Annotated in this window: 20 protein-coding genes; 10 read left to right on the top strand and 10 right to left on the bottom strand. The window is 39.2% G+C overall.

Annotated features, from left to right (window positions below; genetic code table 11):
- Positions 1-5 precede the first annotated feature (5 nt).
- From tuf to rimI, 3 genes are all read left to right on the top strand, one after another.
- Positions 6-1,196 (top strand): elongation factor Tu, encoded by a 1,191-nt coding sequence (gene tuf, locus AC5YD2_RS11320; RefSeq protein WP_496125792.1) that lies wholly within the window; start codon positions 6-8, stop codon positions 1,194-1,196.
- Positions 1,197-1,421: 225 nt separating this feature from the next.
- Positions 1,422-2,303, top strand: a complete 882-nt coding sequence (locus AC5YD2_RS11315) for a metal-dependent hydrolase (RefSeq protein WP_496126431.1) — start codon at positions 1,422-1,424, stop codon at positions 2,301-2,303.
- Positions 2,304-2,482: 179 nt separating this feature from the next.
- On the top strand, positions 2,483-2,944 hold the full coding sequence (rimI, locus tag AC5YD2_RS11310) for a ribosomal protein S18-alanine N-acetyltransferase (protein WP_496126430.1): 462 nt from the start codon (positions 2,483-2,485) through the stop codon (positions 2,942-2,944).
- Positions 2,945-2,982: 38 nt separating this feature from the next.
- Here the strand turns inward: rimI and AC5YD2_RS11305 are convergent, their stop codons facing one another.
- From AC5YD2_RS11305 to trxB, 4 genes are all read right to left on the bottom strand, one after another.
- Positions 2,983-3,798 (bottom strand): arginyltransferase, encoded by an 816-nt coding sequence (locus AC5YD2_RS11305; protein WP_496126429.1) that lies wholly within the window; start codon positions 3,796-3,798, stop codon positions 2,983-2,985.
- Positions 3,799-3,852: 54 nt separating this feature from the next.
- The gene (gene aat, locus AC5YD2_RS11300) at positions 3,853-4,584 is read right to left on the bottom strand and encodes a leucyl/phenylalanyl-tRNA--protein transferase (RefSeq protein WP_496126428.1); all 732 of its coding nucleotides are present in this window, start codon (positions 4,582-4,584) and stop codon (positions 3,853-3,855) included.
- Between the two features lie 62 nt (positions 4,585-4,646).
- Positions 4,647-6,197 carry a methyltransferase regulatory domain-containing protein gene (locus AC5YD2_RS11295; protein ID WP_496126427.1) on the bottom strand — a complete coding sequence of 517 codons (1,551 nt, stop codon included), beginning with the start codon at positions 6,195-6,197 and terminating at the stop codon, positions 4,647-4,649.
- Positions 6,198-6,313: 116 nt separating this feature from the next.
- A complete protein-coding gene (gene trxB / locus AC5YD2_RS11290; protein ID WP_496126426.1) occupies positions 6,314-7,261 on the bottom strand; it encodes a thioredoxin-disulfide reductase in 948 nt (315 codons plus the stop codon).
- Positions 7,262-7,532: 271 nt separating this feature from the next.
- Here trxB and AC5YD2_RS11285 point away from each other — a divergent pair, with 271 nt between their 5' ends.
- Positions 7,533-10,736 carry a DNA translocase FtsK gene (locus tag AC5YD2_RS11285; RefSeq protein WP_496126425.1) on the top strand — a complete coding sequence of 1,068 codons (3,204 nt, stop codon included), beginning with the start codon at positions 7,533-7,535 and terminating at the stop codon, positions 10,734-10,736.
- 66 nt (positions 10,737-10,802) lie between these two features.
- Here the strand turns inward: AC5YD2_RS11285 and AC5YD2_RS11280 are convergent, their stop codons facing one another.
- From AC5YD2_RS11280 to yihG, 6 genes are all read right to left on the bottom strand, one after another.
- A complete protein-coding gene (locus AC5YD2_RS11280) occupies positions 10,803-11,090 on the bottom strand; it encodes a PA4642 family protein (RefSeq protein WP_496126424.1) in 288 nt (95 codons plus the stop codon).
- 371 nt (positions 11,091-11,461) lie between these two features.
- Positions 11,462-11,734 (bottom strand): cell division topological specificity factor MinE, encoded by a 273-nt coding sequence (minE, locus tag AC5YD2_RS11275; protein ID WP_496126423.1) that lies wholly within the window; start codon positions 11,732-11,734, stop codon positions 11,462-11,464.
- A 2-nt stretch (positions 11,735-11,736) separates the two neighbouring features.
- Positions 11,737-12,549 carry a septum site-determining protein MinD gene (gene minD, locus AC5YD2_RS11270; RefSeq protein ID WP_496126422.1) on the bottom strand — a complete coding sequence of 271 codons (813 nt, stop codon included), beginning with the start codon at positions 12,547-12,549 and terminating at the stop codon, positions 11,737-11,739.
- A gap of 67 nt (positions 12,550-12,616) precedes the next feature.
- Positions 12,617-13,339 (bottom strand): septum site-determining protein MinC, encoded by a 723-nt coding sequence (gene minC, locus AC5YD2_RS11265; RefSeq protein WP_496126421.1) that lies wholly within the window; start codon positions 13,337-13,339, stop codon positions 12,617-12,619.
- Between the two features lie 118 nt (positions 13,340-13,457).
- A complete protein-coding gene (locus tag AC5YD2_RS11260) occupies positions 13,458-14,507 on the bottom strand; it encodes a preprotein translocase subunit SecA (protein ID WP_496126420.1) in 1,050 nt (349 codons plus the stop codon).
- Positions 14,508-14,591: 84 nt separating this feature from the next.
- Positions 14,592-15,509, bottom strand: coding sequence for a 1-acylglycerol-3-phosphate O-acyltransferase, YihG family (gene yihG / locus AC5YD2_RS11255; protein ID WP_496126419.1), 918 nt, complete (start codon positions 15,507-15,509; stop codon positions 14,592-14,594).
- A 240-nt stretch (positions 15,510-15,749) separates the two neighbouring features.
- Here yihG and AC5YD2_RS11250 point away from each other — a divergent pair, with 240 nt between their 5' ends.
- The 6 genes from AC5YD2_RS11250 to AC5YD2_RS11225 all read left to right on the top strand — a co-directional run bounded on the left by AC5YD2_RS11250 (position 15,750) and on the right by AC5YD2_RS11225 (position 22,741).
- A complete protein-coding gene (locus AC5YD2_RS11250; RefSeq protein WP_496126418.1) occupies positions 15,750-16,382 on the top strand; it encodes a YiaD family glycine zipper/OmpA-like lipoprotein in 633 nt (210 codons plus the stop codon).
- A gap of 150 nt (positions 16,383-16,532) precedes the next feature.
- On the top strand, positions 16,533-18,572 hold the full coding sequence (locus tag AC5YD2_RS11245; RefSeq protein WP_496126417.1) for a UvrD-helicase domain-containing protein: 2,040 nt from the start codon (positions 16,533-16,535) through the stop codon (positions 18,570-18,572).
- Between the two features lie 55 nt (positions 18,573-18,627).
- The gene (gene dut, locus AC5YD2_RS11240; RefSeq protein ID WP_496126416.1) at positions 18,628-19,080 is read left to right on the top strand and encodes a dUTP diphosphatase; all 453 of its coding nucleotides are present in this window, start codon (positions 18,628-18,630) and stop codon (positions 19,078-19,080) included.
- 217 nt (positions 19,081-19,297) lie between these two features.
- Positions 19,298-20,725 carry a phosphomannomutase/phosphoglucomutase gene (locus AC5YD2_RS11235; RefSeq protein ID WP_496126415.1) on the top strand — a complete coding sequence of 476 codons (1,428 nt, stop codon included), beginning with the start codon at positions 19,298-19,300 and terminating at the stop codon, positions 20,723-20,725.
- Positions 20,726-20,764: 39 nt separating this feature from the next.
- The gene (gene argB / locus AC5YD2_RS11230) at positions 20,765-21,673 is read left to right on the top strand and encodes an acetylglutamate kinase (RefSeq protein WP_496126414.1); all 909 of its coding nucleotides are present in this window, start codon (positions 20,765-20,767) and stop codon (positions 21,671-21,673) included.
- Positions 21,674-21,892: 219 nt separating this feature from the next.
- Positions 21,893-22,741 (top strand): class II glutamine amidotransferase, encoded by an 849-nt coding sequence (locus AC5YD2_RS11225; RefSeq protein WP_496126413.1) that lies wholly within the window; start codon positions 21,893-21,895, stop codon positions 22,739-22,741.
- Positions 22,742-22,756: the final 15 nt, after the last annotated feature.

Raw genomic sequence — 22,756 nt, 5'->3', positions numbered from 1 at the left:
ATCTCATGGCTAAGGCTAAGTTTGAACGTAATAAGCCACACGTTAACGTGGGCACAATTGGTCACGTCGACCATGGTAAAACAACTTTAACAGCTGCAATTGCAACTGTTTGTGCAAAAACTTTTGGTGGTGAAGCGAAAGACTACGCTGCAATTGACTCTGCACCTGAAGAAAAAGCACGTGGTATTACGATTAATACTTCACACGTTGAGTATGACTCAGTTATTCGTCACTACGCACACGTAGACTGCCCAGGTCACGCCGATTATGTTAAGAACATGATTACTGGTGCTGCTCAGATGGATGGTGCGATCCTTGTGTGTGCTGCGACTGATGGTCCAATGCCACAAACTCGTGAACACATCCTTCTTTCTCGTCAGGTAGGTGTACCTTACATCGTTGTATTCTTAAACAAATGCGACCTTGTTGATGACGAAGAGCTTCTTGAACTCGTTGAAATGGAAGTTCGTGAACTTCTTTCTACTTATGACTTCCCTGGTGATGATACTCCAATCATCCGTGGTTCTGCTCTTCTTGCACTTAACGGTGACCAAGGTCAATACGGCGAGCCAGCTGTTGTTGCTCTTGTTGAAGCGCTTGACTCTTACATTCCAGAGCCAGAACGTGCAATCGATAAAGCATTCCTTATGCCAATCGAAGACGTATTCTCAATCTCAGGTCGTGGTACAGTAGTGACTGGCCGTGTTGAGTCTGGTATCGTTAAAGTAGGCGAGTCTGTTGAAATCGTTGGTATCCGTGATACACAAGTAACGACAGTTACTGGTGTTGAAATGTTCCGTAAATTGCTTGACGAAGGTCGTGCTGGCGAGAACTGTGGTGTACTTCTACGTGGTACTAAACGTGAAGACGTTCAACGTGGTCAAGTATTGACTAAACCAGGTGCGATCAAACCGCACACTAAATTCGATGCAGAAGTATACGTACTTTCTAAAGAAGAAGGTGGTCGTCATACTCCATTCCTTAACGGTTACCGTCCACAGTTCTACTTCCGTACAACTGACGTAACTGGCGCGATCTCTCTTCAAGAAGGCGTTGAAATGGTTATGCCTGGTGACAACGTAGAAATGTCAGTAGAACTAATCCACCCAATCGCAATGGACCCAGGTCTACGTTTTGCGATCCGTGAAGGTGGTCGTACAGTTGGTGCTGGTGTTGTTGCTAAAGTAACTGCATAAGTATTAATTGTGTGAAAAAACGCCTCTTTGAGGCGTTTTTTTCAATTTGATAAAAGTTGATTGTCTAACAAAATTTTAGTCACTCTGTCCTTAACTGATAATAATGTGACCCACACAGCATTTAAGAATAAAAATAATCTCAGTAATATAAAAACATAGACAAAATAATCATAAAACTCGAAGTGAATAGCGATTAAAACGAGTTCACAGAATAGGAGTAAATCAATGAATGCTAGAGTAAATATTTCAAATCGTGCTGGTGCATCGTTCCCAGTTCGTCGTATGCAATTTGATTTTAATGATGTGCCAGAATACTGGATGTCGGGTTCAGCAGGACTCACACATTTTATGACGGCTTTGTCGGCACTCTTTCCTGCTGGTGAGAAATTCTTTATTGATAGTGTTCGCGCGGTTCGACAGCACCCTGCAGTCAAAAATAATGAAGCATTACAGAAAGAAATCAGTGGTTTTATTGGTCAGGAAGCGATGCATACTCATGAGCATGCAGGATTTAACGCTTCAGCTGAAAAATATGGTCATAATGTATCACGCCTAGAAAAATATACAGATACAGTAATCCAATCCTTCCGAAAGACTGCAGCATTTGCAGGGAAGCCTTTTGGTGTAAATCAGCAAATGATTGATTTAATCGGCACAACTGCTCTTGAACATTTCACTGCGACCATCGCATCTGAGTTACTGCGTAACTCACATATTCAAGAGTTAATGTCGGATGAAACCATGAAGACTATGTGGCTTTGGCATGCAATTGAAGAAAATGAACATAAAGCTGTTGCTTATGATGTTTTTGAGGCTGTGTTTGGTCAAGGGTTTAAGGCTTATGCGGTACGAACAGGTGGACTCGCTTTGGCAATGGTCATACTCTTTTTAGTACAAAGCTATTTTGTGATGCGTTTGTTGAAAGATGATGAGAAGTTAAATTTTGATTCTCTGAAAGATATTTACACCTATGCATACAGTCCTTCTAAGGGAATTATTACTGGAATGGGTAGAGAAATGTTGGCTTATTTTAAACCTGGATTTCACCCGAATGATTTAGATACGGTTGAATTATTAAATGATTGGAAGGCTAAACTCGGGTTTTAATTTAAACTCAGGCTTTAATTTAAAAGTATTTTTAGCTTTTTATTTTCTTGAAGTTAGTGCTTATTGGGTAACGGATGTTACCCTTTTTTTTGTTTAAAATATAAAAACTTTAAACATTGGGTATTCGAACTTAAAAAACTATAATTGATTTACATTGAAACTCTTAAAGTCTAGATTTTATGATTCGTTATATGCAAATAGCCGATCTGCCCAAAGTTTTAGAAATTGAACAAAAAGTTCAAAGTCACCCTTGGACAGCCAATCAATTCAAGCAGTCTGTAGATGCTTATTCAAGTACGGTGATTGAGTATCAAGGGGAAGTGGTTGGATTTTGTATATTACAGCCTGTTGTTGATGAAGCTAATTTATTGTTAATGGCAATTGAGCCAACCATGCAAGGTAAGGGTTTAGGTTACCGGCTTTTAGATCACTCCTTGCAATTGCTTAAAAATGATCCGGTACAAGTTTTTCTAGAAGTACGTGAAAGTAATACACCAGCAATTGCACTGTATGAGAAATCCGGATTTCATCAAATTGATGTTCGTAAAAACTACTATCCTAAGAAAGAGGGTGGTAAAGAACATGCGGTGATTATGGTGAAAATGTGTAGTGATAATTTCTCAGATTTATTCAAGCTATGAACGCGCTGTGAGATGAGTAAGTCACAATAGATCATCCATTATTTCACAATAAAGCTTTCCCACTCAGAGGGGAGAGTCGTCATAAGCATATGACCGAGGTGCTTTATTTCTTCAGCACTTAAGGTGCGATTAATAAGGCGCCATTGCCCATCAAGTAATATCTCAAAAGGTGAATACTGTGATTTGTAGTTCATCTTTTCAGAGTGTGGTACCCAATAACCTAAATACAGGTAACTCTGAAATTTAGATTGTACGTATTCAATCTGCTTAAGAATTGCAAAAACTCCGAGTGAACGACGATTTTCATCTGGATCAAAAAATGTATAAACAGCTGAAATTCCATCATCTAAGATGTCACAAGTTGAAACGCTAATGAGTCGATTCTCTTTCCAAAGCTCTAAAAAAAAACTATGACTACAACTTTGAATTAAAAACTTCTCAAACTGATCGTAACTTGGTGGATACATATCACCATCTGCATGGCGTTCAATGATGTAGCGCTCATAAAGCTTATAATGAATTTCCGTTGCATCTTTAGGGAGACTAATACGAACATCAAGATCTTGATTTCGTTTCCATGCTTTTTTTTGCTGGCTGTTCATTGTAAAAGAATGTACCGGAACCCGACTGGATAAGCATTGGCGGCACAAATGACATTCGGGGCGATAAACAAATTCACCACTGCGTCTAAACCCTACACGTGATAATTCGGACAACGTCACCACTTCAATTCGATGTGCAGGATCAAGGAAAACCATTCTGGCAGATTTTCCTGTTAAGTAGCTACAATCATGTGGGGGAGTAATGTAGTACTGTAAATCATTCAGTGGGGACTTGGGTTGATAAGAATTCATGATGTTCGTCCCTATTCCTTATTTGTCCAATATTTTTCTAATGCATCCAGCATTTTATAAATCCAGTAAACATCGAGTTGTTACTATTGTTTTACTTGAAAATACACTGTCTTGATATTTTTGCCAATCTAACGAAGGTGTTTTTATTACATCTTGTAACGATATTAAGTAGTCTTGGCGAGAAATTGTACTCGCACCTAAACTCAGTAAATGATCATTGACCAATTGGCAGTCGACCCATGGCAATTGATTTTCCTGTGCAAATAACATCAGACTGTAAAAAGCCATCTTAGAGACATCGGTTTCAGTACTAAACATGGATTCACCAAAGCATCCTTTACCAATACTGACACCATATAAACCACCGACTAGAGTGTCCTCTTTATTCCAGACTTCAACGCTATAGGCAAAGCCTGCTTTAAACAGTTGGCAGTAACCTTGGATAATATCTTCACTAATCCAAGTCTCATCGGCATAAACACGAGGGAGTGAGCAGGAGCGTATAACCTGTTCAAAGCCTTGATTAAAAGTGATCTTGTAATCTAGCTTTTTCATATTTCTAAGAAGTGATTTACTTGGATGATAATCGCTTGGACGAATAATACAGCGTGGCTCTGGACACCACCAACAAATGGGTTCACCCTCTGAAAACCATGGGAATAATCCATGCGTATACGCTTCATACAGTGTTGAAGGGGAGAGATCTGCACCAATGCAAATCAGTCCTTCACTTTCAGGATCTGCTTCTAATGGATTTGGAAATATAAATTGAGATGGTTTTAGCATGCTTTGAACAGGTATAAGGATTAGCTTGATTTTAGCTGATCCTTATACCGTGACTTTATTTTTTATGCAAAAAGTTTAAGTTGTTTTGCAATCTTGATTCTATCTTCATCTAAAAACTGTTGGGCTTTTTGTTGAATGATTTTAATACTTTCTAGCTTATCAGTAACAGTATTGCCATCTTTGTCTAAAACGAGCCATTTCAGATTATTAATCACATTGAATACATATTCAGCAAATTGTTTAGCTGTCTTCAAACCATCTACAAAATGAGCTCGATAAAACAACTGGGTGAAATGATCCGTGGGTATCCCGATTCCAGTTTTTGCACATGCCAGAATTTGATAATTTGCCTGGTAACTTGCTTGATCAAGTAAATAAAGATTCATCTTTTGAGATTGTTCTAGCATTTTTTCAGTCGGTTCTTCCTGGCAAGGCTGTGCAAGTCCTAAATGACATAAAATGACCAAGGCATTGAGTATTTGGTTATAACTGATGTCAGGATGACTTTTTTCTAATTCTGCAATCGTTAGAGCTTGATAGTTTTTAGCTTTGAATTCATTTCCTAACGGTTCATATATGCTTTGAATAAGGTTGAATTCACCTAAATAACCTGCAATCTTTTTCGGGAATTTTTCAGGTGCAACGAGTAGAGTGAAAGGAATTTTTCTTAAGCGATGCTGTGTTTGCAAAGGGGTTAAGTTGTTTAAACCACGAATAAATAGATCGCGTCTAAATTGTGTGTTCGCGAAATAGTCGCGACATTGTTCTTTAAAAATTGGATGTTCAATAGCATTTAGAAAGCTTTGATGTTGTTCGCTAAAATTAATGTTGTTCAGTTGGGTATTTAAATCAGTCGACCCTGCATACGATAATTTAATGTCTTCTAAGGTTCTAACGACTTGTTGAAAAGAGAAGCACTGCCAATCTTGATTTAAATATTCATGAATTAAATAATGAGGATTTTGTTTTTGCAAGTCTTTGACTTTATTTAAAGCATTTGGATTTCGTTGGGCAAACGATGGGTTTTGATTTAATAGTTCTTCACTAAATTTTAAAGAATCATGCACATTTTGAATAGGGTTAGTACTGGTGCTGCTAAACTTGAAGTGGCTATGGAATAGTTCTCGAATGGGCATATTGGCAGCCCAGCCAGTCACACAGTTGTAACTGATGTAGACAATACCATTTGGTTTTAAAAATTTCCGAATGAATTTTAAGATAATATATTGATTTTCATGGCTAATCCAGCTCCATATTCCATGTAAGCTGATTGAGTTAAATTGTGGTAAATCTCGATTTAAGAGTTCTTCAAAACTATCATCATAGAAGTGATGATCATTACAGCTTTGCTCAGCCAATGCATTTGCATGTGCAGCATGGGCTGGATTGAAATCTGTACCATAAAATGTACCCAAGTTTGACGCTGTATGAATGTTTAAACTAACACCTTGACCAAAACCAAGTTCGCAATGCTTATGATCGGCTTGTGGTTCTGGGCAATCTACTCCGTTGAGTAGGAGGCAAAAACGCTGATAATTGGGGCTGAGATCTTTGTAATAGCCATAGGTATAATTTACGGTTGTTTGATATCCATCAGTCCATTGGCTACTCATTTTCATTTTCCGCTTATTCAATAAAATACTTTTTAAGTTATAGCGGAACTAGCAATAAAATAAAACCACCTAGCTGGTGGTTTTATCATTAGATTTCATAAACTTAATTTTAAGATTTAGTTATCTAAGTATTTTTCAGCATCTAGTGCTGCCATACAGCCTGAACCCGCTGATGTGATCGCTTGACGATAGATATTGTCGGCAACATCACCTGCAGCAAAAACACCCGCAACAGAAGTCGCTGTCGCATTGCCCTGAGTGCCACTTTGAACTTGGATATAACCATCACGAAGTTCCAGTTGACCTTCAAACATTGCAGTATTTGGTTTATGACCAATAGCCACAAATAAACCAGTCACATCAACATCTTGTTGAGTCGCATCAATTGTAGATTTTAAACGGACACTTGTTACACCTGACTCAGGGTTACCTAAAACTTCTTCAACTTCATGATTCCAAATAATGCTGATTTTTCCTTCTTTTTCTTTTGCAAAAAGATGATCTTGAAGAATTTTTTCAGAACGCAATTTGTCACGGCGATGAACGAGCGTTACATGAGAAGCGATATTTGAGAGATACAAAGCTTCTTCAACAGCAGTATTACCACCACCGACTACCATGACTTTTTGATTCTTGTAGAAGAAACCATCACAGGTTGCGCAAGCACTGACACCTTGACCCATGTAAGCCGCTTCTGATTCTAAACCAAGGTATTGTGCCGTCGCACCCGTAGCAAGAATAAGGGCATCACAGGTGTACTCTTCCATATCACCTTTTAATACGAATGGACGTACATTAAGATCAACTTCGTTAATATGGTCGTAAACCAATTCAGTACCAAAACGTTCAGCATGTGCTTGCATACGTTCCATTAGCGCAGGACCCGTTAAGCCTTCAGGATCACCTGGCCAGTTATCCACTTCAGTTGTTGTCGTTAATTGACCACCCAACTGCATACCTGCAATGAGCATTGGTTGTAAATTGGCACGTGCAGCATAAACAGCAGCGCTATAACCAGCAGGACCAGAACCTAAAATGATTAAACGTGAGTGACGAGCGCTCATGCGAGTCTTCCTTATATCATGCTAAATATCGATTTTGATCAAATTATACGTGAAAGTTTGTGAAAGATGTGTCGATTAGATGTGGATTATATTGATCATCTAAATCGAATTGAGCTATATAGTGATGAGCTATCGTGATGTTAACAAGTCACTGTAACAATGTTGCATCTTTTTTTGAATAAGAAGTGCATAATATAAAGTTTTCTTCTTTGAAGAAATCGATTTAATCAAACATTAAAAAATTAATGAATAAGCTTTTACAGGACAATCTATGACTGCGGTGTCAAGTGTATATGCACAGCGCTTAATTTTAACATTCTTCTTGATTTCATTTGGTATTTACCTGTTTTTAGCAACAGTCACGTATACACCTTTTGATCCAGGATGGATGCATCTTTCAAGTGATACACAGCACGTTTCAAATGCGAGTGGTGTGGCAGGGGCTTGGATTGCAGACTTATTGTTTGGCTTCTTGGGTTGGGCAAGTTTATTGATCCCAATCTACTTATTTATTGAAGCGATTCAAGTATGGTGGCCTCGTAGTTTCCTGAATCCTCCATTTCGTTATGCTGCGCAGTTCTTCATTTTATTAACCACGGCGAGTCTGGCTTACTTGTTTTGGAATGTACCCGCAGATACTTTAACCAATGCCTCAGGTGGTATTATTGGTTATGAGTTAGGGGAGAGCCTTAAAAGCTTACTTACTATTTACGGTGCCGTTATTTTTTTAGTTGCATTGACTTTGGTGCTGTTTACATTGGCATTTGGGATTCAATGGAATCGTACATGGGTAACTTTAAAAGCAACACCGGCATATCTACAAGATTTATTCTATAAAAATGTCCCTGATACAGAATCAGCATATGATTTAACCAGTCCTAAAGCACCACATGCTACACATAAAAAATCAGTTGAAAATGTCAGTGAGCCAGAAAATTTACAACAAGAGCTAAATGAAGTGGTTGCTTCTGCGCCTGTAAAAGATAAGCGAAGCGAACAAATGGCTGAGCGATTATTTCAGGATGTATTGGATAAAGAACAGTTGGCTCAACAGGCGATTGACCCTGAAGATGAAGCTGAATTTGAAAAAACTTTAGCTAAAGCACATCGTTTAGAGCAAGATACGCAACGTGTTGTGCCTACTGGTGAAGTTTGGAAAGCTTTGCATCAGCAAAACGATCATAAACGTGACATTGATGAACTGCTTAGATCTGCCGAAGATGATTTAAGTGCAAAACCTATGAGCACTTCTCATTCATTATCTGCAACTCAATCTGCAACTCATTATTCGAATAACGAACAAGGCACTGCATCTAAAGATCATTTAGATTGGAATGATGATCAAATCTTTGATGAGCTTCTTGCTGTCGTACCCAATGAATCTAAAACGATGCATTCTCCATTTAATACGGAACAAAGCGATTCAAGTCATCATTCAACTAAGAGCGATGCAATGGCATTTAAATCAAATGCAGTATCTGGAGGCTCAGTCGGGCATGGTATTACTCAAGCAGTTTCAGCACCATTGACTCGTTCAACATCTCAAACAACACAAAGTTTAGCCGCTGAGCTCGATGATTTGGCACTACTCGCGGATGATGAGTTTTCAAGATATGATGCTGATCATCGTGATGCACAATCCTCAGAGATTGATCATTTTGAAAGCCAACCTGTATCCAATCGAGTTGAGCATACTCCTTTAGCAGAACCTAATCCTTTGGCTGAATCTCGGTTAAGTAGTTATGCTCAATCGACCCCTTTAGTTCGTGCTTCAATTCAAACTGAATTGCCAAGGGCTCCAATTGTGTCTGAAGAGGAAAAGCAACGTGTTGCAGCCGATAAAGATGCGTTTAGAGAAGCGTGGCAGGAAACGACAGGTAAAGTTGAAGAAGATAGCAAACTAGAGGACGATTTCGATCTGGATGCACCACTGACCGATGCATTTGGACGCCCAATGTCTCTGTCGATGCAGGTGGCACAAAGACGTAAAGATCTTTCACCTTTGCCGGGTTTAGAGATTCTTGATAAAGTTGATCCAAATAAGAAAGTGAATTTCACGGAAGAGCAACTGGCACGTTTATCTGAATTGTTGGAAATTAAACTTCAAGAATTCAACGTTAAAGCAAAAGTCATCGAGGCTCAGCCAGGACCTGTGGTCACACGCTTTGAATTGGATTTAGCTCCGGGTGTTAAAGCATCTAAAGTCACCAATATCTCTCGCGATTTGGCGCGTTCAATGTCAATGGCCTCTGTTCGTGTGGTTGAAGTCATTCCTGGTAAGCCGTATATCGGTATCGAAGTACCAAACTCCACCCGTGAAATGGTTCGTCTCATTGAATTGCTCGAAACACCTGCTTATCGTGATCCGAATGGTTTAATTTCAATGGCGATGGGTAAGGATATTTCTGGTAATTCAGTATTGACTGACCTTGCGAAAGCACCACATATGTTGGTGGCAGGAACGACAGGTTCAGGTAAATCTGTTGCTGTAAATGCAATGATTTTATCGACCCTATTGAAATATACGCCTGATCAGTTACGCTTAATTCTGATTGATCCTAAACAACTAGAATTAGCAAACTACAATGATATTCCCCATTTGTTAACACCAGTTGTCACCGACATGAAAGATGCAGTAAATGCATTGAATTGGTGTGTAAATGAGATGGAGCGTCGTTATAAACTCATGTCATTCCTAAAAATTCGTAAGTTGTCAGACTATAACCGTAAAGTGGAAGAAGCCATTGCCAATGGTGAAGATCTGATTGATCCAACATGGAAAGCCAGTGATTCGGTTGTGGGTGAACGTGCACCTCGTTTAGAGCCATTACCTTCGATTGTAATTGTTGCGGATGAATTCGCCGATATGATTATGCAGGTGGGTAAGAAAGCTGAAGAAATGATTACACGCTTGGCACAGAAGTCTCGTGCAGCGGGGATTCATTTATTGCTTGCAACGCAACGTCCTTCGGTCGATGTGATTACAGGCTTAATTAAAGCCAATATTCCCACACGTGTTGCACTTCGGGTAAACAGTAAGATTGACTCTCGTACTATCTTGGATGCGGGTGGTGCGGAAGATCTACTAGGACATGGTGATATGCTATTTTTAGGTCCAGGTAAGATTGAACCTGAACGTGTACATGGCGCATTCATTTCAGATGATGAGGTTAACCGTGTCTGTGATGCATGGCGAGAACGTGGTTCACCGAATTATATTGATGAGATTCTGACGCCGTATGATGAAGAACCGACTTCGCGTGGCTTTGAAGATGGAGATGGCGGTTCAGATCGTGACGCCTTATACGATCAGTGTGTTTCTTTTGTTTTAGAAACTCGAAAAGCCTCGACCTCCTCGCTACAGCGTAAGTTCAGTTTGGGTTATAACCGTGCAGCCCGTATTATTGATCAAATGGAAGAAAATGGTATCGTGAGTGCGATGGGTGCCAATGGTAAGCGTGAAATTCTCGTTTAGATTTTGAGATTTACCTATAAATAAAAAAACCTGCATTTGCAGGTTTTTTTACTATTCAAAGAAAGCTTAGGCAAATTTAGCTAAAACTTCCAAGAAACCATCTTTCTGACGTGGGAAGGTTGCAATCACGTCGTGGATGCGTTGACCCTCTGGACTTGTTGCATTGACATCACGACCATCAGCCACAAACTGAGTCAATAAACGCTCATAATCAAATGGACGCATATGTTTAAACGCGTGGTATAGCACGTGAAAATCAGCATTTACTCCTTCTGGAGGGAGCTGAGTTAAGTAGACAAATACACGCTCATCTGACCATTCTTCATTGAATGTCGCTGGTTGAGATAATGCCATGGCAATCTCCTTGTAAATACTGAAAAAATAAAAAGGCAAAGTATGGAGAATATGCAAAAGTAATCATTTAACCGAGCTTACTCGAAGCATTACTTCTCGTCTCTCATTTAGGAAAAACAGTAATTTTTTGATCTAGCCCACTATAAGCACAGCTTCTCGTGTTATGGCTGGGCAAAGCCTTAAAGCAATGCTTTAAGTTTGCTATTCCGCCACTCGAAGCATGGCTTCTCATCTTGCGACTGGGCGAAGCAGTACTTCGCTGATCGAAACCACTCGAATTAAAATTCTCGTCTTGCGCCCTAACAAAGCAGTGCTTCGTTAGGGCTCATATTTTGCCTTGAATCAATTTGCTTGACTAATCAATATTCAGATTAACGTTCTTCAGGCAAATTGATATTCATTTCTAACATTTCTAAATTCGCTTCAGAACGAACAGACATTTGAATATGTTGCTCATCTACACCACGAACGTAGCGATTGACCACTTGCATGATTTCTTTTTTCATTTGGTCAATTTTTTCTTGGCTCAAGCGTTTGCCCAAACCTTGCTCTGAGGCAACGATTACTTTCAAACGATCTTTGGCTGTTTGAGCACTTGATGGTTTGTCATCGCCGTTAAATAGCTTACTCCAAAAACCAGCCATAATTACGCTCCAAATAGTCGTGCTAACCAACCCTTAGGTTTTACCGTAATGTGACGGTAAGGGCGATCTTCACCGAGAAAACGGGCAACTAAGTCATCATAAGCCTGACCAGCTTCAGTGTCCGTGAAAAGAATGACAGGTTTACCTTCATTAGACGCTTGAAGGACCACTTCACATTCAGGAATAACACCTAAAGTAGGGACACGTAAGATATCTTTTGAAATATCATCAATCGTTAACATTTCTTGTTTATCGGCACGTTCAGGATTGAAACGCGTGATACATAAATGTTTACGAATACGACCTTCGTTGTTTTCAACTTTTTTGGTCTTGCTGTCCAGCATACCAATGATACGATCTGAGTCACGTACAGAAGAAATTTCAGGATTCGTCACGATGATCGCTTCATCTGCGTGATACATTGCAAGAATTGCACCGCGCTCGATCCCGGCAGGTGAGTCACAGATAATATAATCAAACTCTTGTGAAAGCTCATCCATTACGCGAGCAACGCCTTCATCTGTTAAAGCATCTTTATCACGCGTTTGAGAAGCAGGCAAAATATAAAGATTTTCAATTTCTTTATCGCGAATCAATGCTTGCTGAAGACGAGCTTCATTATTCAACACATTCACAAAATCATAAACAACGCGACGTTCACAACCCATGATCAAATCAAGGTTACGTAAGCCTACGTCAAAATCGATAACAACAGTTTTGTGGCCACGTAGGGCTAAGCCTGTTGCAAAAGATGCGCTCGTAGTTGTTTTACCTACGCCACCTTTACCTGATGTAACGACAACAATTTTCGCCACCGAATCCACTCCTGTTATGGTTTACTCCTCATTTTAATAATGAGGTTATTAGGTGTTTATTTATACATTAAAATTCTAAAGGTTCAAATACCAGCTCTTGACTGTCATTTAAATAGATATGTACGGGTTTTTTAGTTACATGCGCTGGAATGTCATCTGCAACGCAGTAAGTTCCTGCAATTGAAACCAATTCTGCCTCTAACGAATGACAGAATATACGAGCAGCATGATTACCGCCTGCACCGGCGATGACTCTACCACGGACACTACCATAAATATGTATATTTCCTGAAGCAATTACCTCAGACCCACTATTGATCCCTGCACTTGAGATGATATCACCATGATCTTGAACTAGGCATTGACCTGTACGCAATACTTCATTGTGATATGAAGTAATGTGTTTAACCGATTTTACAATTGCTTGTGGAGCCGTAGATGACGCTTGTTGAACTGAATCTTCTACTTTTGATTCAACCACTTGTTCTTTAGTTGGTTTAATTCGTTGTAATGGACGGTCTGCAGCCAATACGGGGAATTGAATAGAACGAGCCTCATCACCCATTAAGCCGTCCACGACAGCCATCGGTTGTAAATCAAGACTAACGAGCAGTTGAATTAAGGCAATCAGTTCTTGTTCTACAGTGCTATCTAAAATAACAAGTGCACCTTGATAAGAGGTTTCACTCATCATAGCAGTCAGCTGTTGGCGGATAACTTTGTGATCATTGGTGTCAAAGGTTATTCGGGTGAAATTAACCATTCTGCCGGTAATCCGAATATCTGCCATAATTTTTCCTTAAATCCTTCGTATTGTTTCGTCGAAGTTAAAACAATCTAATTTTGCAAATGCTAGATCAATTTAGATGAATTCACTAGCAAAGATACAATTAATTTCAATGCATTGGCTATTCTTTAAGTTGATCATTTTTTTCAAGTTGAATTTGCCATTGTTTTACTGCAACTTGACGTCGAAGTGATTCTAAACTTTCATACACCACAGATTCAACTAATTGTTCCAGTGCATGGTTTTCAATGTTCAGTCGACTGACTTTTTCAGCGATCAATTGATAGTGTGTATTTGGATTTTTGGGTGAACCCTCAACAAACGGTTGAATGAGTCCTTGAGTAATATTTTCACCCAAATGTTGTCCGATACTATGGATTTGTTGCTCGATACGTCCGCCGACAATTGGGATGAGTCGCAAAAGTTGAGTTAATTCAGGTGTATCTTCAATCGCTTTAATCACCACTTTACCAACATTATCTGAAATATTTTTTTGTTGGGCTTTTAACTCGACAGCCAAAGTTTCTTGTAGAACCTGAGTTAATGTGGTTGCGAACATTTGACGATGATGATCGACAAGATCATGAATAATTTTTTTATGTGTTGAACTGGTATTGAGTTCTGTTTTGACACTATCAATCACGGTCAATACAACACGATCAGAAAGTTCTTCCATAATGACTTGATAATAGAATTTCAATTGTCTAAGGAGGCTGTTTGGAACAACTTTATACCCTAACTCGTGTAAACGATAAGCAATGATGCCTGCACGAATTAATCTCAAGAAGCGGAAATAGGGATGAATCGCAACAATTTCGTACCAATGGATAAATGGAAAGAAAAACCAACGCTTATGGTGTTTTTGTATAATGGCAATAAACCATCGAATCCCCAATTCAGCAATCAAGAATGTAATAAACCAACTTTCGGTTTTAATGACCCACGGATTCAGTTCAGCTTTATAATATTGAAGTGCCTGAGTCAGTTGCATCTGTTCAAATACCCAAGCGCCAAAATTACTCATTAAAAATGCATTGGCACTGATACAGATAATATTGATGACAATAATTGCCATCATAAAAATATCGTACGCAATATAAAGTTTCCACGTCAGTGTATCGTGTGGAATTGCATCGAATCCTGTTTTCTTCTTATTTTTGGTTACATTCATAGCAGTATCTTTAACAGTTTAAACATCAGAGCGAATTATAAGGATAATTTTGAGCAAAAGAATAAATAGAAACCACGCCCAAAGCTATGTACTAAACTTTTGTTTGAGTTCAGTGATCAATTGATCTTTTTCAGACCAAAGTTGATCGACCCATTTTTGGAAACGTGCGCGGTACTCTGGATCATCTTCATAATTTCCACCACGAACCCAATCTGGAATGTCTATTTTACGAAGATCTACAGCAATTTGAGAAACGTCACCCAACCAGAAGTCGCCATAATCAGGGATGCCATCCGGATAAACAATGGTCATATCGACCAATGCATCTATTTCATTTTCTAAAATACTCAAGGCTAGGGCTAATCCACCCGCTTTAGGTTTTAATAAATTTCGATAAGGGGAGTTTTGTTTGGCGTGTTTTTCAGGCGTAAATCGTGTCCCTTCTAAATAATTTAATAAGGTGAAAGGCTGACTCAACAGTTGCTCACAGGACTTACGTGCTTCTTCAAGGTCACGAAACTTTAATTCTGGATTCTTCGCAATCTGTTCCTTGGTATGCCTTTTCATCATTGGGAAGCCAAGAATTTTAAAAGCTTGACCAACAAATGGAATGAAGATCAGTTCCCATTTGGTGAAAAACCGTGTTAAAGGCATACGTGTTAAACCAAAATATTGGTTGACAGTAGTATCCACCCAACTTTGATGATTACAGGTCATTAAATAACGACCGTGCATGGAAATGTCGAGTCTGTCATCGATACTCATGTGCCATTTGAGTTGGGGTAAGACATGATCGATCAGCCAGTTATTGACACCAATCCAATGATTCGCGATATAAATATTGGTTTCATCGATCTTTTTAGATTTTTTAACGAGTTTAGTCAGCCCCAAAGCTAATATGGCAGGACCCAATAAAAAAGTACTGGCTGACATTGCAGAACCAACGGCCAAACCTTTTGAAATTTTTTTTAGAATCGGTTGTTTTTGTGCTTCAGCGTCCATCGAACAGTCCTAAACGACAAAGTTAAAGTATTTAGAAGAAGGGACTATAATGACTGATTGGTTGTCAAAAAAGCAATATTTAGCAACTATGTATAAATTATGTGGGTAGCTTTACAAAAGATAAAACTAAATATTACAAATACAATTTAATGTGTTTATTATTAAGCAAATAATAGCGGTTATAGTTAGACCGTTAAATATATTTCTACTTATACAAAAAACACAATGAGGAGGCACATCATGCGTGCACTAGTAATCTCAACTTTAGTCGGGGCGATGGCACTTACTGGTTGTCAAAATATGGAATACGATAAAGCAGCAATTGGTACTGGTATCGGTGCTTTATTGGGTGCTGGTATTGCTTACTCAAATGCTGATAAAGATAAAATGGGTCAAGCCGCTGCAATCGGTGCTGTAGTTGGTGCGGGCGCAGGTGCATTACTTGACCGTAAAGAAAAACGCCTTCGTGAAGAATTACAAGGTACGGGTGTTGATGTAAACCGTAATCCAGATGGTTCGATCAACATGGTTATGCCAAGCGTAACTTTTGCAACGAATTCTTCTACAATCCAAGGTCAATTCCAAGGTGCATTGAACGATGTTGCTAAAGTACTTCGTGAAGATGGTACTGCTAACCAATTAGCGATTGTGGTACATGGTCATACAGACAATACTGGTTCTGATGCGGTGAACAATCCATTGTCTCAAAACCGTGCGAATGCTGTAAGAACTTACTTGTCTAACCAAGGTATTTCTTCTAACCGTATCACTGCACGTGGTTATGGTTCAACTTCACCTGTAGCTGATAACTCAACTGCTGCTGGTCGTGAACAAAACCGTCGCGTAGAAATTTCTGTATATCAAACTAAATAATTTTTAAGTTATTTGTTGATTAAAAAAACCACCTTCGGGTGGTTTTTTTATTTGTGAATTTTTAAGAGTAACTGATAATTTTTTGCAAATCGTTAGGCAACTGCATACCAGACGACTATAATCGAGCGCTGAAATAAGAGAGGAATCACTATGTCAGCTGCAAGTCATTTGAACGACAAGCAACTTGAAGCCATGAAATATACTCAAGGTCCCTTGTTAGTACTTGCTGGTGCTGGTTCTGGTAAAACCTCCGTCATTACGCAAAAAATTGCGTATCTCGTAAAACAATGTCGTATTCCTGCACATCGTATCACCGCGATGACTTTTACCAATAAAGCTGCACGTGAGATGAAAGAGCGTGTCAGTAAGTTGTTGGGAAAAGAGGATGGTAAGGGCTTATCGGTTTCGACATTCCATACCTTTGGTTTGAACCTACTACGCTTAGAACTTAAACATACACCCCTTAAAAATAACTTCTCTATTTTAGACGCGGATGACTGTAAGCGGATTTTGATGGATCTGATGCATCGTGACAATTTATCCGGTGCCGAAAGTAAAGAATTGATTGCGAAAGCAATGAAAATGATTTCAGATTGGAAAAATGATCTGATCTTGCCTGAACAAGCACACACCACTTGTGAAACGCAGGACGATGTTCAGTTTGCGCATTTATATCAATTGTATGAGCGAAATTTGCGTGCATATAATGCTGTTGATTTCGATGATTTGATCGTCATGCCAACACGCCTCTTGCAAGAAAATGCTGAAGTTCGTGATAAATGGCAAAACCGTGTTCGTTATCTTTTGGTCGATGAATATCAGGATACCAATACAGCACAATATATGTTGGTGAAACTTTTGGTTGGTGTGATGGGACAGTTCACCGCTGTAGGTGATGATGACCAATCCATCTATGCTTGGCGTGGTGCTAAGCCTGAAAATATGGCACTTCTCAAAGAAGATTTTCCGAATTTGAAAGTCATTAAACTTGAGCAAAACTACCGTTCGACCAGTCGTATTCTTAAAGCAGCAAACCATGTGATTGAAAATAATCCGCACATTTTTGATAAAAAATTGTGGAGTGATAAAGGTCATGGCGAGGTGATTCGAATCATCACTTGTCGTAATGATGACGATGAAGCAGAGCGTGTCGTTAAGGACTTACTCACGCATAAGCTCATGAATGGCAAAAGTTGGAAGGATTATGCGGTGCTTTATCGTGGAAACTTTCAGGCACGTGTATTAGAAACCCAGCTACGCCAAATGCAAATCCCGTATAAATTATCAGGTGGGCAGTCTTTCTTCGGTCGTGCTGAAATTAAAGATGTGATGAGTTATTTGCGCGTGATCATTAACCCAGAAGATGACAGTGCTTTTCTGCGCATTATCAATACGCCCAAACGTGCGATCGGCCCTGTGACGCTTGAGAAGTTAGGTCTGTTTGCACAAGAGAATAACTTATCGTTATTGGCTGCAGCGAGTGATCAGCGCCTTAGCATGGTTATGCCTAAGAAAGCGACTTCTCAGTTGGCAGAGTTTGCAGAGTTCATCAATAATTTCACACGTGAACTCTTAGATGACGATGAACCTGTGCCGAAGATTCGTCAGATGATGCTGGAAGCGGGCTATATCGATTATGTAAAAGAATCTGCTGCAACGCCTGCACAAGAGAAAACCAAGCTTGATAATATTGAAGTGCTTTATAGCAGTATCCAAAGTCTGATTAATCGCGCTGAAGATGTGGATGAAAAGAATATCGAAAGTGTGATTCGTAAAATGGTGTTACTCGATATGTTGGAGCAACAACAAGAAGATGAAGATTTGGATAAAGTCAATCTGCTGACTCTACATGCATCGAAGGGCTTAGAGTTTCCATTTGTTTATATCATGGGACTTGAAGAAGAGCTATTACCCCATAAGAACTCGATTGCCGCGGAAACGATTGAAGAAGAACGCCGTCTAATGTATGTGGGAATTACACGTGCAAAACAAGGTCTGACATTGACTTTGGCTGAGCAGCGTAAGAATGGTGGTCAAATGAAGCAAATGACGCCGAGTCGTTTCTTGGATGAGTTGCCTCAAGATGAGGTGGATTGGTTAGGTCGTAAGAAGAAACTGACGGAAAATATTGATCCTAAACTTCAAGCTCAACAGTATTTGCAAAATTTAAAAGCATTATTAAAGCGTTAATGATCATCCTTTAAATGATTACAACGTAAAGTTATTTTAGACCATAGGATTTCGAATGAAAGTTCAAGTTAAAGTTTTAGATCAACGTTTGGGTCAAGAATGGCCTTTACCGACCTATGCAACCACAGGTTCAGCAGGATTAGATTTACGTGCTTGCGTAGAAGACGCAATTCAAATTGAGCCAGGTCAAACCGTTTTGGTTAAAACAGGCATGGCGATTTATATTCAAGATCCACAATATGCAGGTTTGATTTTGCCACGTTCAGGGCTAGGGCATAAGCACGGTATTGTATTGGGTAATCTCGTGGGTTTAATCGATTCGGATTACCAAGGTGAACTCATGGTTTCAGTATGGAATCGTAGCCAGACCACATTTACGTTAGAGCCAGGAGAGCGTCTTGCTCAATATGTGCTCGTCCCTGTAATTCAAGCTGAATTTGATTTAGTGAATGAGTTTGAAGCAACTGAGCGTGGTGCAGGTGGCTTTGGTCATACTGGTCAGCAATAATGAGAAATTGAAACATTATTATTCAGAATAAAATTATTCAAAATAAAGAAAAACCCGATTTATCGGGTTTTTCTTTTAAATAAGGAAAATCAGAAACAAAAAACTTATAAAAATGTAATAAAATATTTATAGTGATAATTAGATTTAAAGTTCATTATGACTAAATCCATTTACTTAAATATAAAAAAATTATTTAAGTCTTAATTTTATAAAATATATGAATACACTTCAGCAATTATTGCCTAAGCAAATTTTCAGAGCATACGATATTCGAGGTAATGTAAGTTTTCTAAACCCTGATGTTGTAAATGCAATTGCAAATGGCTTGGCAAAACAGTTTATTGATTATGGTCAAGATACGCTCGTATTGGGATACGATGCGCGATTGACTAGCCCAAGCTATGCTCAAATTCTGAAAACTGTATTTTTAGTCCATAACATTAAAGTGATTGAAATTGGCTGTTGCTCAACACCACAAATGTATTTCGCTGCCCGTGAAGTGGGAGGGAATGGTATTATGGTGACAGCAAGTCATAATCCTAAAGATGATAATGGAATTAAGTGGATTATAAATTTCGAACCACCTACGCCAGCCATGATTCAGTCGGTCGGAGAATATGCAGCGCTAGAGTTTGATAAGAATAATCAAATCGAAATAAGTGAATATGATTCACATCAAATGAAATCCGATTTTTGTTTGCGTTATCAGTCAGCTCTGTTAAGTGATATACATTTGCACAGACCATTAAAAATTGTTTTAGATGGTATGCATGGTTCAGCAGGACGTTGTGCTGACCATATTTTGCAAAAAATGGGTTGTGAAGTCATTTCGATACGATGCCAACATGATGGGCATTTTCCAGATCATGCACCCGATCCCTCTTTAGAAAAGCATCTAAAGCTACTGCAAGAGAAAATTCGATTACATCAAGCTGATTTAGGGATTGCGCTCGACGGTGATGGTGATCGCGTAGTGATCTTGGATGAGCATGCTCAAATTATTAGCCCTGATCGTTTGCTGAGTTTTTTTGCTCAATTATGCCTTGAAGCTCATCCTCAGCATGAAATTGTATTTGACGTGAAATGCTCAAGCATGGTCAAAAATACGATTGAGAAACTAGGGGGCAAAGCCACCATGATCCGTACAGGGAGTAGTTTTATGCGTAAATATATCGCTGAAACTTCTGGTCGTGCAGTGTTTGGTGGTGAGTATGCAGGTCATTACGTATTTAATGATGGTCGAGGTTATGGCTATGATGATGGCTTGTATGCGGCTTTACGCCTAATGGAATATTTGAGTCAACAAAATAATCAAACTTTATCTCAGATTTTTGAGCAATATCCTGAACGATGTGGTACAGAAGATACTTATATCCACACACATGGTATTGAACCTAAAAAAGTTCTAGATTTGGTTGCTAAGCGCAGTCATCAATTTGGTGCTCAAGTCCAAGATATTGACGGTGTTAGATTGGATTTTGAAAATAGTTTTGGTATTTTAAGGGCTTCAAATACAGGTGATTTCTTCACTGTACGATTTGATGCTGACTGTGAGTTAAGTTTGGGCGAGATTCGTCAAAAATTTATCTCGATGTTAAGTGACGAATATCCTAAAATCGCCCAAGGCATTTTAAATGCTAAATAGCGCTAGCAGTACATTTTAGGAATACTAGAGGAGAGGCGAATGCCACAACAACAGACTGGCATCGACAAAGCTCAAATTTTGACTGAAGCTTTGCCATATATTCAACGATTTACAGGTAAGACTCTCGTTGTAAAGTATGGTGGCAATGCAATGACTGATCCTGCTTTGGAAAGTTCATTTGCTCGAGATATTGTTTTACTTAAAACCGTGGGTCTAAACCCAATTGTTGTCCACGGTGGTGGACCACAGGTCGATTCATTTTTGAAGCAACTGGGGCGTGAATCTGACCGTATTGATGGTATGCGTGTGACTGATCCTGCAACAATGGAAGTTGTGGAAATGGTCTTGGGTGGTAGCGTTAATAAGTCAATCGTAAATCTGATTAATCAGCATGGTGGTCGTGCGATTGGGTTAACGGGTAAAGATGGTAACTTACTTCGTGCGCAAAAACTTTTGATGGAAAAAGTAGCCGAAGATGGTTCTGTTCAACAGATCGATCTAGGTCTCGTTGGGGAAGTGGTTGGTGTAAAAACTGATGTCTTGGAAATGTTCACGCAAAGTGATTTTATTCCTGTAATTGCACCACTGGGTGTAGATGAGGAAGGCAATACGTACAATATCAATGCAGATTTAGTGGCAGGCAAAGTTGCTGAAGCTTTGGGTGCGGAAAAGTTAATTCTTCTCACTAATATCAGCGGTGTGTTGGATGAAAATAAAAATCTACTGACTGGCTTGAGCACACAGGAAGTCGACCGCCTGATTGAAACGGGTGTGATCTATGGGGGTATGATTCCTAAAGTAGGTTGTGCGCTTGATGCTGTTAAAGGTGGTGTAATCAGTGCGCATATCGTAGACGGTCGTGTACCGCATGCAACTTTATTGGAAATTTTCACTGATCATGGTGTCGGTACTTTGATTACCAATCGTGCCAAAACTGCGAAACCATAAAAGTATTCAATGACATTAGAGTTAGTCATTATTTAATCTAAGAGTCATCTAAAAAGCCACTTTGAGTGGCTTTTTTTGGGCGCAGGTATTTTTATATTTAATGGCGTTGTTTAAATAGTCGCTTCATTGCATTTTTTAGTCCTTTTAAGTTATTGTTATTTGCATGCATGCACGCTGTGTTGCACAATAATCAATATAACAACAAGCTATTGATAAATTATGTGCCAACTCCTTGGAATGAACTGTGCGACACCTACGGATATTACATTTTCCTTCCGTGGCTTTTCTCAACGTGCAGGTGTGACATCCGATCACTCAGATGGCTTTGGTATTGCATTTTTTGAGGATAAGGCATGTCGCTTATTTGTCGATAATCAGTCGGCTGTTGAATCCCCGATCGCTGAACTGATTCGAAACTATCCGATTAAGTCACGTAATGTGATCGCACATATTCGTAAAGCCACTCAAGGTAAAATTACTTTAGAGAATTCACATCCTTTTATACGTGAGTTATGGGGGCGACAGTGGATTTTTGCCCATAATGGGGATTTACATGATTTTGATCCAACACTGACTGGAAAGTTTACACCCGTCGGTAACACAGACAGTGAGCGAGCTTTTTGTTATTTATTAGATCAGTTGGTTGCAGAGTTTGGTTTTGTGGAGCCGAGTCTTGAGCAAATTTTTGCTGTATTAGAGCGAATTTCCCCTCAAATTGCTGAACATGGGACGTTTAATTTTTGTCTATCCAATGGACAGGCCTTGTTTAGTTATGCTGTGACTAAATTGCATTGGATCGTTAGAGAGTATCCGTTTAAGCAAGCGCGTTTGATTGACCTTGATGTAGAAGTCGATTTTAGTCATGTCACAACACCAGAAGATCGTGTTGCTGTGATCACCACTGAACCATTAACCGATAATGAGATCTGGCAAGCGTATCAACCCGGCGAAATGATTTTATTTCAGCATGGTCGCCCTATAAAATATGCTCAAACCGTAATTGATCGTTTAATACGTGAAGCAGTAAATCCGAGCTTGAAAAGAATCACCAAAGCAGATCAATATTAGATTGTTTTATGTGAT

This window comes from Acinetobacter sp. CY73 (assembly GCF_059515865.1).
This window is presented reverse-complemented; position numbering and strand designations above follow the sequence as displayed.